Consider the following 10841-nt stretch of genomic DNA (forward strand, 5'->3'; position numbering starts at 1 on the left):
CGTCGGAGGACCCGTCGCGCTCCGCAGCACCCCTACTCTGCTCGGGACACCGTGTCGGGGAGAGGCACCGGAGTGGGCGGATGACGGCAGTGCTGAGGTCGGCGGATCCGGTGGAGGAGCCGGTACCGCCCCGGTCCCGGCCGAGCGGCGTCCTCGTCTGGGCCCTGGTCGCGGTGCTGCTCGGGCTGGCGGTGCCGCTCGCCCCCGTCACCAGCGACGTGACCACCGTGTCGTGGCCCGCGGGGACCGGGCCGGTGCGTTCGACGGTCCTCTCGCTCAGCCCGCCGCGCCCGGCCTCGTTCGACGCCACGGTCCCGTGCGCCGCGCTCCGGGCCGGCGGCGACGTCCTGCGCACCATGCCCGCGGGCGCCGTGCCGAAGGCGCTGACCGAGGACGTCGCGCCGGAGGACCGCCGGCCCACCGCCCACCCCGACCGCGTCGCCGCGGGCGGGCTCGTCGTCTCCTCCGTCGCGGGCCGGGTCGACGTGGTCGTCTCCGGCGAGCGGATGCTCTCCACCGCCCTGCCGCCGGGCAACTGCGCCCTCGCCCTCCACCTCGGGGCGGACGGCCTGCGGGCCACCCTCGACGGTGCCGCGGTCCCGCTGGCCTGCGGGTCCTGCGCCGACATCGCGCCCCCGCAGGTCTCCGAGCTCAGCACGAGCGCGGAGGGGCCGGGGGCGGTCGCCCCGCAGGTCACGCTGCAGACCGACGACCGGTACGCCTCGACGCCCGGCCCGCTGAAGACCGTGCTGCTCGGCGCCCACCTGCTCGCGCTCGTGGTGCTGTTCGTCCTGCTCGCGCGCGATCACGGCCCGGCGGTCCGCCGCTGGTGGCAGGGCCGGCGGCACGCGTGGCGGGTGCTGCGCCGCCACCTGTCGTGGGCCGACGCCGTCGTCCTCGTGGTCTCCGGGGCGTGGGTGGTCCTCGCGCCGATGAACTTCGACGACAGCTGGTACCCGCTGATGGCCCGCGACGCCGGGGCGTCGGGCTACCTCGGCAACGCCGTCTACATGTTCAACGTGACGGAGAACCCCTTCGTCGCCTCGCAGTACCTGATGCAGGTGTGGGGTGCCCTCGGCGGCTGGTCGCTCGTGTGGCTGCGCCTGCTCCCACTCGCGTTCGGGCTCCTGGCGTACGCCCTGCTGCGGGTGTACCTGGCCATCGCGCTGCGGCGGGCCGAGGTCCGCCGCAGCTACGTGCCGTGGGCGCTGCTCGTCGGCCACCTGGTGTGGTGGCTGCCCTTCGGACTGACCCTCCGGCCCGAGCCGCTGATCGTGCTGCTGTCGGTGGTGGTGCTCCTGCTGGTGGAGCTCGCCCGGCTGCGTACCGCCCCCGTGCTCTACGCGGTGGCCGTCGCGGCCGCGGCGCTGGCCCTGACCTGCTCACCGACCGGGCTGGTCGCCTGGGCGCCGCTGCTCGTCGAGCTGCCGCGCTGGTGGCCGCGCATCCGGGCCTCCACCACGGCGGAGCGGCTCGTGGCGCTCGCGGTCCTCGCCGCGGCGGCGTCCGTGGCGGTCCCCGTCGCCTTCGCGGACACGTCGCTGGGCGACTTCCTCGAGGCCTCGGCCGTCCACTCGTACTACTACAACACCGTCCCCTGGTACGACGAGCTCACGCACTACCAGACGCTCCTGTCCCCGGGCCGGACCTCGTGGGGCGGGCGCGGCCCGATCCTGCTGACGCTCGGCGTGACGGTGCTGGTCGCGGCGGGCAGCGCGCGGCGGGGTCCCGACGACGACGACCTGCGGCGGCTCCTGCTGCACTCCGCCGCGACGAGCGCGGTGGCGTTCGCCCTGGTGGCGGCCAGCCCGACGAAGTGGGTGCTGCACTTCCCCGCGGTCGGTGCGGCCGGCACGGTCCTCCTCGCGGTCGCCCTGTTGCGGGCGCCGCTGCCCGGGACGGAGCGGGCGCTCGCGACCGCGGTCGGGCTCGCGGTCCTGGTCGTCGTGACCTCGGTGACCTTCGCGGGCTGGAACGTGTGGACGCCCTACTCGGACCGGGGCCAGCCGTTCGGCGCGCACGCCGACCCCGCGCCCACCCCGCTCAGCCAGAACCTGCTCGCCCCGCACCTCGGCCCCGTGTTCCTGCGCAACCCGCTGGTGTGGGTCGCGGTCGCGGTCCTCGCCGCCGCCTGGGTCGCCTGGTCCGTCCGGCACTGGCCCGACCGACGCCTGCCCCGCCCCGGGCCGGACCGCGCGGTGCTCGCCGTGGCGTGCGGGACGCTCGTCGTCGGGATGCTCGGGGTGTTCGTGCTGGCCCCCGCCACCCAGTACCCGGGCTGGACCGTCGCGCTGGGGAACACCAAGGACGTGCTGCGCGGGAACCTGTGCGGCCTGCAGGACGAGGTGACCGCGCTCGGTCCGGCGTCGGTCCCGCTCGGGCGCCCCACCGGCCCCGCCGTCCTCGACGGCGACATGGTCGACTCGACGCGGTTCCCGTCCCCGCACCCGGTGCCGGACCTGGGGCCGGTGTGGCACGACGCGACCCCGACCTCGAACGGCCGGGCCGGTCTGACCACCGGCTGGTACCCGGTGCCGGCCGGCGGCGACGCGACCGACGTCGTGGTGCCGGTGCTGCTCGCCGACTCGCCCGACGAGCGCGTGGTCGTCGAGTTCGGGCGCGGACCCGCCGGTGCCGTCGCGGTGACGGGCGGCCGGGAGATCGTGCCGCTCCCCAACGCCGACGGCCGCACCTGGCAGGAGCGCCCGGTGTCGCTGGTCGACCAGCCGGTCCGCCCCGAGTTCGTCCGCGTGCGCGTGGTCCCCGGACCGGCGGTCGGCGAGGACCGCATCGCGGTCGCGGCACCCCGGCTGGCCGTCCCGCGCCCGATCACCGAGGTGCTGGCGGGCCGGTCGGTGCTCGTCGACCAGATGTCGACCGTGCTCTGGCCGTGCGTGGACCAGGCCGCCGTCGCCCACGGGATCGCACCGCCGCCCGACGTCCGCATCCACGCCGACGAGGACCTGGGGCAGAGCTACTGGGGGTTGCAGGACAAGCTCGAGCGCGGCGGGGCGTGGCGCTTCGACGACGCGAACTCCACGTACGTGCGCCTGGCGACCGCGGTGCAGCCCGGCGGTCCGCGCACGAAGCCCTGGGGACGGGTCGACCTCGTCGTCCGGGACCGCCCGGTCGGGCTCGTGGACGTCGCCACCACCACGCGGTCGACACCCGGCTGGGAACGCGGCCCGACGATCGCGACCGAGGACTACGCCGACGTCGACTACCAGGGGGCGGTGGGCTGAGGTCCCTGCCCTACGGGCCGAGGACCAGGCGCCCGGGGCCGCGGCCGGGTACGTCGGTGGGCCAGCCCGGCCCGGTCCCGGCCTCCCAGCGCAGGACCTGATCGGTCGGCCGGGGCGCGTCGGTGTCCGAGAACAGGTAGTTGACCCCCAGGAACGCACGGGTCAGCGGGCCGCCCGCCCGCTCGCGCTCCTCCGCCAGGGCCCGGACGCGGTCGTGGTCGGAGAAGACGTCGACGATGTCGCACCGGCAGCCGTACGCGAGGGCTCCGATCTCCCCGGGCGCCGCGACGCTGCGCCCCGGCGGGAGCGCCGCCCCCAGCGCGCGCCCGGCGTCGATGTACTGGGCGGAGGTGGCCCAGTTGCCGAAGATCACCGGCTGCGTCCACGGCAGCGGGCCCACCACCTGGATGCCGACCGCCATCCCCGCCACCACGGCGAGCGCGGTCGCGACCCCGGCGCCCGCCCGGCGTCCCGCGAGGTCGGCGGCGAGGAGCGCCGCGCACACCGTGAGCAGGAACGACGACGGGCAGTAGTACCAGATGTACGACGAGACCCCCATCGCCGCGTACACGCCGTAGTGCAGCAACCCGGCGGCGCCGCACGCGACGACCACCCGGTCGACCGGGGTGTGGCGGCCCCGGAGCACGGCGACCAGCGACCGTGCGGTCGCGGCCAGGCCGGTGAGGGCCACCGCGCCGATCAGGACCATCGGCACCGGCCACCGCTCGGCCCAGAACAGCGGCCCGTTGCCGAAGACCTCGCCGTTCGGGAACGCCCCGCCCGTCTTGATCACCAGGGTGTCCGGCACGAAGCCGCCGAGCGCGAACCAGGAGAAGAGGTGCCAGGGGAGCGCCACCACGACCGTCGCCGCGAGCGCCGGCAGCAGGGGGCGGACGGCCGACGGCGTCCGGCCGGCGAGCAGGGCGCCGAGGAGGACCAGGCCGGGGACCGCGAGGTCCGGGCGGCACAGCACGGCGAACCCGAGCACCACGCCGGCCGCCACGGGGCGGCGGTCCGCCGCGTACCGGGCGACGCCGAGCAGCAGTGCGGCGCCGAGGAAGGACTCCATCCCGACGACGCTCGCGAAGACCGGCGAGGACACGGTGAGGCCGACGACGAGGGCGGCGAGCACCGGGCGGCGGAGCCCGAGGCGGCCGGCGAGGCCGGCGGCCCAGAGCCCGAGGAGCGTGGTCGCCAGGACGAGCACGAGCCCGACGGCGACCGCCGGGCGCCCGGTCACGAGGATGCCCGCCGCGAGCAGCCAGACGTTCAGCGGCGAGGTCGCCGAGTTGGAGTCGCGGAACGGGGTGAGACCCCAGTGCGCGTGCTCGGCGAGGTTCCGGGCGTAGTCGAGCGTGATGTAGGTGTCGTCCGGCATCCCGCGGTGTGCGAGGAGGAAGAGCACGACCCCGGCCAGGGCGCCGCCCAGCGCGGCGGGCAGGTCCGGCGACACGCGCCACGCCCGTGCCGCCGCGGACGGTGCGGCCCCGTCGTCGGCCCGCGTCGGCGACTCGTCGGGCAGGGTCTCGGTCGACATGGGCTCCCCCACAGGTGCGGTGCGCTCGCACCGTAGCCGGTGGTCCCACTGGGCCGTCCGCGCACTCGCGGTCGGGTCCGGAGCGAGTTGATCACCGAAGGTGATCACGGCCGTCACTCGTCCGTGCCCACCCGGTTCGTGCCCGATCCGTCCCCGATGTCCCGTAGTCCCAGGTCAGAGCACTGGCACTGCCGACCCGCCGTCGGGACCGACCACCCCGTCTGGTCAGATGCCCCTCACGCGCTGTCACGGCGCGGGAACGAAAAGGGGGACCATGGCCGACACCACGGAGGTCGCAGTCGTCGGTGCGGGGCCGTACGGGCTCGCCGCCACCGCCTTCCTGCGGCATCAGGGCACCGAGACGCACACCTTCGGCGAGGTGATGGGCTCCTGGCGCCACCAGATGCCGCGCGGGATGATCCTGCGCTCGAAGGAGCGGGCCTCGTCGATCGGACACCCGGTCCCGGGGCACACCATCACCGCCTGGGCGCGGGCCACGGGCGTCACGCTGGACAACCCGGCGTCGCTGGAGCACTTCCTGGCCTACGGCGACTGGTTCGCCGCGCGCGTGGTCCCGGACCTGGACACCCGGCGCGTGACCCGGGTCGCCCGCGAGGGGTCGGGCTTCACCGTCGCCCTGGCCGACGGCGACCGGGTGCACGCCGAGCGCGTCGTGCTGGCCGTCGGGCTGCACAACATGGAGCGCGGCGTGCCCGAGCTCGCCGACCTGCCCAAGGGCACCGTCTCGCACGTCGCCGAGCACGAGGACCTGTCGGTGTTCGCGGGCCGGCGGGTGCTCGTCGTCGGGCTCGGGCAGAGCGCCCTGGAGAACGCGGCGATCCTCGCGGACCTCGGCGTCGACGTGACGGTCACGGCCCGCGCCACGGCCGTCCACTGGCTGGGCCCGCACCGGCCCGCGGACGCCCCGCCGCCCACCTTCCGCCAGCGCTGGCGGGTCCCGCCGACCGACGTCGGCGGCCGCGCCACCGGCTGGCTCGCCGCCGCGCCCGAGACCTACCGGCGCCTCCCCGAGCGGCTGCAGGCCGAGGTCCGCCGCCGCTGCCTGTTCCCGGCGGGGTCGCACAACCTGCGGGCCCGCCTCGAGCACGTGCCCTTCGAGCTCGGCCGCCGGATCACGTCGGCCACCGCCGGCGACACGGGCGTCACCGTGACGCTCGCCGACGGCACGGTCCTCACCGCCGACCACGTGATGATCGGCAGCGGCTACGACATCGACGTCGCCCGCTACGGCCTGCTCGACGACGGCCTGCTCGACGGGCTCGCGCTCGCCGACGGGTCCCCGGTGCTCGGCCCGGGCTTCGAGACCTCGGTCCGGGGCCTGCACGTCCTGGGCGCCCCGGCCGTCCGCTCCTTCGGTCCGGTCAACCGCTTCGTCACCGGCACCTGGTACGCCGGGCCGGAGCTCGCCCGCCGGGTGGCGGGCCGACGGGGCCCGACGCTGCGGGTCGCCTACCCCGTGGGTGCCTTCGGCAGGTGAGCAGAAAGTGGGCCTATAGCCCCACTTTCTGCTCACCTGCGGCGCAGCCGCACCTTCCGGCGCGCCCGGGACAGCACCGGGCGGGCGCGTCCGAGCACCATCGGCAGCACCGGCAGCGGGTCGTCGAGGGCGAACCAGGCCCGCTCGGTGGACGGCGCCCGGCCGACGGGGGCGGGCGCGTCGGTCGGCTCGCCCCGGTAGGCCAGGCGCGCCACGTAGTCGAAGTCCTCCGCCACGAACGCCCGGCCCTCGGGGAACGCCGCGTGCGGCACGGCCCGCCCGGTCAGCGCCAGGTGCTGGGCGCGGACCACGTCCAGCCCGCCGGCGTCCTCGAAGAGCCGGAACTGGGCGCCGACCCGCGGGTTGAAGTCGACCAGCTTGTACCGGTCGTCGCGCCGGTCGCGGCGGAAGTCCAGGTCGGCGATCCCGGAGAACCCGGTGGCGGTGAACAGCCGGGTGGCGAGCTCGGCGAGCTCGGGGTTCCAGCAGGCCCGACCCGCCGTCGTGACCCCCGCGCGCGGCGGCCAGGAACGGAGCTTGACGCCGGTGAACACGCTCGTCGCCCCCGCGCCGGTCCAGGCGTGCACCACCCAGTCCTCGGAGTCCTCGCGCGGCAGGTACTCCTGCAGGATCACCCCGGGGTCGTCGCGCCAGTCCAGGGCGAGCGCCCGGAGCTCGTCGGGGGTCGTCACCACGGTCGAGGAGCGCACCGTCGGGTTCGAGTGCCGCTCGAACGGCGCCCGGCTCTTCACGACGACGGGGAAGGAGCCGTGGGCCGCGTACTCCTCGACGTCGTCGAGGGCGGCGGGCACGACGGTGTGCGGGGTGGGGATGCCGTGCCGGGCGCAGAGCGCTGCCAGTCCCTCCTTGCTCGCCAGCCGCCGGGGCAGGCCGGGATCGACGCAGCGGGGGAAGAGGAAGTCGTCGGCGAGGTCGTCGCCGAGCTCGCTGATCGCGATCGCGCTCTCGTCGTCGGTCGGCACCAGCACCGCGCGGCGACCCAGGCTCCGGGCGATGCCGTGCAGCCCCTCGGCGAGCTCGGCGGGGTCCTCCCCGCCGCTGGTGGGCCAGGAGAGGCGCCCGCGCAGGTGGCGCGAGACCGCGGCCGGGGTGAACCGCCCCTCGGTCACCGCGTAGACGTCCACCCCGCAGCGGCCGAGGCTGCGGACCACGCCGAGTCCGCCGTGGTGCAGGGGGTAGGACCCGAGCTTCAGCAGCAGCGCCGGGACCGACCGGTCGAGCTCCACGCGCCCGCCCGCGGACGGTGGATCGGGGAGCGCGGCATCCTCGAGGAGCACCGGGGGTCCCCCTCGGGTCGACGGCTCGTCCGGTCGGGTGACGGCGAGTCCGGCGGCAGACTAGACCGTCGTCAACCCCCGACCCGGCCCGCCACGTCGTCGTCCAGACCGGCCCGGACCAGCGCCGCGGCGAATCGTGCCAGCTCGTCCCCGGTGACCAGATCGGCCAGTGCGGCCGGGTCCTGCGGCAGCCCCAGCGCCTGCGCTCCCGCGGTCGCCTTGCCGTCGAGGTGCGGACGGAACTCCGGCCACACCGCCTGGACCTCGCGGGTGAAGATGTCGGCGCCGACCGGGCCGAGCCGCGGGACCTCCGTGAGCAGTTCGGCGAGCCGGGCCGCGTCCCCGTCGGCCTCGGTGCGCATGCCGCGCAGGTCCCCGGACCAGCGGTCGGCGACGAGCTGCGCCCCCTCGATCAGGGCGTCGGCGGTCTGGTCCTTGCTGAGGAACTTCGCGCGGTCGAGCGCGTCGTGTACCTGCTCGTGGGTCGCGGCACCCATCTTCGCGGGCGTGCCCAGGTCGGAGTCGACGAGTTCCCGGCACGCACGGGTACCGAGCTTCGCCTGCACGCGGCTGGAGAGCAGCACGGCGAGCACGAGCAACCGGTAGAGCGGGGCGGGCTTGTCGTCGAGGGAGATGCCGGCCTCGGCGGCGAACGTCTCGCCCGCGTCGTCCAGCAGCCGGGCGGCCGTCTGCTTCTGGCTCATACGGTCCGCATACCCGGGCTCCGGCGCGCGATGCGCGGGCGGGGTGACAATCGATCCCATGAGAGCTCCCCGCCTGGTCGCCAGCGACGTCGACGGCACGCTGCTCGGCGCCGACGACCGGCCGGGCCCGCGGCTGGTGCGGGTGCTCGAGCGGATGACGGAGGCGGGCGTCCCGCTGGTCATCGCGACCGGCCGGCCGCCGCGGTGGATCGACCCGGTCTGTGACGCCATCGGCCTGCGGGGGCTGTGCGTGGCCGCCAACGGCGCGGTCCTCTGGGACGCCGGGAGCCGCCGCGTCGTCGAGGCCGCGGAGCTCGACACCGACGCGCTCGCCGAGGTGATCGACCGGCTCCGCGTCGCCCTGCCCGGCGCCGGACTCGCCGTCGAACGCGTGGACGCCCCGGAGTTCTGCTGCGAGCCCGCCTACGAGCCCGCGTGGCCGGGGTCGGACCACGTCGAGATCGCGACCGGCGACCTCGCCGCCCGCCCCGCGGTCAAGGTGCTCGCGCGGCACCGGGGGCTCGCCAGCGACGCGATGGCGGCCGCGGTGCGCGCCGGGCTCGGGGACCTGGTCGACGTCACCTTCTCGACCGGCCAGGGTCTCGTCGAGTGCTCGGTGCCGGGCGTGACGAAGGCGCACGGCCTCGCCCTGGCGGCCGCGCACCACGGCGTGCCCGCCGAGGAGGTGGTGGCCTTCGGCGACATGCCGAACGACCTCGAGATGCTGCGCTGGGCCGGCCACGGGGTGGCGATGGGCAACGCGCACCCCGAGCTCGCGGAGCTCGCGGACGAGGTCACCGGCCACCACGACGACGACGGAGTCGCCATGGTCCTCGAGCGCTGGTTCTGACGCTGCTCGCGGGCGCGGCGGCCCGACACGCGCACCGGCTCCCCTGCCTCGGTGGGGGGCCGGTGTCAACCCCCGCGTAGCATCGGATCGCCAGTGACCTGCCGCCGCGCGAGGAGGACGTGTGCTCGACCGGGCACCCGGAGGAGTCGACGAGGCCTCCCTGCTGGTCGCCGTCCAGCGCCGCATCGACCACCCCACCGTGGTCCGGGCCGCGCGGGCGATGTCCCTGTTCGGTGAGCACGCCGCGGGCTGGCTCGCCCTCGGTGCCGCGGGCGCGGCGCTCGACCCGACCCGTCGTCGGGAATGGACCACCGCCGCCGTGGGCGTGGCCGGGGCGCACGGCGCCTCGATCGCCCTGAAGCAGGTGGTGCGTCGCCGCCGCCCGCACGACCCGCGGATCGCGGTCCACGTCGGCACCCCGAGCCGACTGTCGTTCCCCTCCTCGCACGCCACGTCCACCACCGCGGCGGTCGTGCTCTACGCGGGCCTGCTGCGCCGGTCCGAGGCCACCGTCCCCCTCACCTCCCTGATCCCGGCGATGGCGCTCTCCCGCCTCGTGCTGGGTGTCCACTACCCGACCGACGTCCTGGCCGGAACCGCCCTCGGAGCCGCGTGCGCCCTCGTCACGCGCCGTGTGACCGAGCGGGGCCGACTGGGCCGCTGGAGGACCCGATGACCACGTCGCAGGAGAAGGCCGCCGCTCTTCCCGAGGAGCCCGCCGACGAGGCCGCCCTCGAGGAGAACCGCGAGCCCGAGGACGCCCCGGAGGACGACGTCGTCCCGGTGCGCCGCACCGGGCCGCTCGCGGTCCCGCTGGGGCTGCTCAAAACCATGCGGCCCAAGCAGTGGGTCAAGAACGTCCTGGTGTTCGCGGCGCCCTTCGCGGCGGGCCGGCTCGGCGAGGCGTCGGTCTGGATCCAGGTGCTCGTGGCCTTCGCGGCGTTCTCGCTGGCGGCGTCCGGGGTGTACCTGGTCAACGACGCTCGCGACGTCGAGGCCGACCGCGCCCACCCGAAGAAGCGCTTCCGCCCGATCGCGGCCGGCATCGTGCCGCCCGGGGTCGCCTACGGGACCGCGGTGGTGCTCTTCGCCGGCGCGATCGCATTGGGCTTCGTGGCCACGCTGAACCTCGCGATCGTCGTGATCGTCTACGTGGTGGTCCAGCTCGCGTACTGCCTCTGGCTCAAGCACGAGCCGGTCATCGACGTGTGCATCGTCAGCTCCGGCTTCCTCATGCGCGCGATCGCCGGCGGCGCCGCGGCCTCGCTGTACCTCTCGCCGTGGTTCCTGCTCACGATGGCCTTCGGCTCGCTGTTCATGGCCTCGGGCAAGCGCTACGCCGAGATGCGGCTCGCCGAACAGACCGGGGCGAAAATCCGCAAGTCGCTGGAGCGCTACTCCGCGTCCTACCTGCGGTTCGTGTGGTCGCTGTCGGCGACGATCGTGATCCTGGCCTACTCGCTGTGGGCCTTCCAGATCGGCGTCCAGCCGGTCCGCAACGCCCTGCCGACGCCGCCGAGCATGTGGGCGATCATCTCGGTGGTGCCGTTCGTGGTGGCCATCCTGCGCTACGCCGTCGACGTCGACGGCGGCAACGGCGGGGAGCCCGAGGAGATCGTCATCAACGACCGGGTGCTGCAGGTGCTCGGCCTGGCGTGGGCGGTGCTGCTGTTCCTCGCGGTGTCCACCTCGGCCGTGCACTGAACCGTGGG

Annotated in this window: 8 protein-coding genes; 5 read left to right on the forward strand and 3 right to left on the reverse strand. The window is 75.4% G+C overall.

Features of this window, described 5'->3' with window-relative positions; all coding sequences use genetic code 11:
• Nucleotides 1-80 precede the first annotated feature (80 nt).
• A complete protein-coding gene (locus tag BJ983_RS22835; protein ID WP_179795910.1) occupies nucleotides 81-3242 on the forward strand; it encodes an arabinosyltransferase domain-containing protein in 3162 nt (1053 codons plus the stop codon).
• 10 nt (nucleotides 3243-3252) lie between these two features.
• Here the strand turns inward: BJ983_RS22835 and BJ983_RS22840 are convergent, their stop codons facing one another.
• Nucleotides 3253-4779 (reverse strand): hypothetical protein, encoded by a 1527-nt coding sequence (locus tag BJ983_RS22840; protein ID WP_179795911.1) that lies wholly within the window; start codon nucleotides 4777-4779, stop codon nucleotides 3253-3255.
• Between the two features lie 274 nt (nucleotides 4780-5053).
• Here BJ983_RS22840 and BJ983_RS22845 point away from each other — a divergent pair, with 274 nt between their 5' ends.
• Nucleotides 5054-6277, forward strand: a complete 1224-nt coding sequence (locus BJ983_RS22845; protein WP_179795912.1) for an FAD-dependent oxidoreductase — start codon at nucleotides 5054-5056, stop codon at nucleotides 6275-6277.
• 32 nt (nucleotides 6278-6309) lie between these two features.
• Here the strand turns inward: BJ983_RS22845 and BJ983_RS22850 are convergent, their stop codons facing one another.
• Nucleotides 6310-7575: a carboxylate--amine ligase gene (locus BJ983_RS22850; protein ID WP_343054308.1), complete on the reverse strand. Its 1266-nt coding sequence runs from the start codon at nucleotides 7573-7575 to the stop codon at nucleotides 6310-6312.
• A 71-nt stretch (nucleotides 7576-7646) separates the two neighbouring features.
• Complete coding sequence (locus tag BJ983_RS22855) at nucleotides 7647-8279, reverse strand: endonuclease (RefSeq protein ID WP_179795913.1); 633 nt, start codon at nucleotides 8277-8279, stop codon at nucleotides 7647-7649.
• Nucleotides 8280-8337: 58 nt separating this feature from the next.
• Here BJ983_RS22855 and BJ983_RS22860 point away from each other — a divergent pair, with 58 nt between their 5' ends.
• The 3 genes from BJ983_RS22860 to BJ983_RS22870 all read left to right on the forward strand — a co-directional run bounded on the left by BJ983_RS22860 (nucleotide 8338) and on the right by BJ983_RS22870 (nucleotide 10833).
• A complete protein-coding gene (locus BJ983_RS22860) occupies nucleotides 8338-9129 on the forward strand; it encodes an HAD family hydrolase (protein WP_179795914.1) in 792 nt (263 codons plus the stop codon).
• Between the two features lie 121 nt (nucleotides 9130-9250).
• The gene (locus BJ983_RS22865; protein ID WP_179795915.1) at nucleotides 9251-9805 is read left to right on the forward strand and encodes a phosphatase PAP2 family protein; all 555 of its coding nucleotides are present in this window, start codon (nucleotides 9251-9253) and stop codon (nucleotides 9803-9805) included.
• Entirely contained in the window at nucleotides 9802-10833 is a 1032-nt protein-coding gene (locus BJ983_RS22870; protein WP_246325640.1) for a decaprenyl-phosphate phosphoribosyltransferase, read from the forward strand. Before BJ983_RS22865 ends, BJ983_RS22870 begins: the two co-directional genes overlap by 4 nt.
• The last annotated feature ends 8 nt before the right edge of the window (nucleotides 10834-10841 follow it).

Origin of the sequence: Actinomycetospora corticicola, from assembly GCF_013409505.1 — a bacterium.
GTDB lineage: Bacteria > Actinomycetota > Actinomycetes > Mycobacteriales > Pseudonocardiaceae > Actinomycetospora > Actinomycetospora corticicola.

Excerpts from the sequence above, each read along its gene's own strand:
- BJ983_RS22835 (WP_179795910.1), top strand. The coding sequence starts at position 81 with ATGACGGCAGTGCTGAGGTCGGCGGATCCGGTGGAGGAGCCGGTACCG.
- BJ983_RS22840 (WP_179795911.1), bottom strand. The coding sequence starts at position 4,779 with ATGTCGACCGAGACCCTGCCCGACGAGTCGCCGACGCGGGCCGACGAC.
- BJ983_RS22845 (WP_179795912.1), top strand. The coding sequence starts at position 5,054 with ATGGCCGACACCACGGAGGTCGCAGTCGTCGGTGCGGGGCCGTACGGG.
- BJ983_RS22855 (WP_179795913.1), bottom strand. The coding sequence starts at position 8,279 with ATGAGCCAGAAGCAGACGGCCGCCCGGCTGCTGGACGACGCGGGCGAG.
- BJ983_RS22860 (WP_179795914.1), top strand. The coding sequence starts at position 8,338 with ATGAGAGCTCCCCGCCTGGTCGCCAGCGACGTCGACGGCACGCTGCTC.
- BJ983_RS22870 (WP_246325640.1), top strand. The coding sequence starts at position 9,802 with ATGACCACGTCGCAGGAGAAGGCCGCCGCTCTTCCCGAGGAGCCCGCC.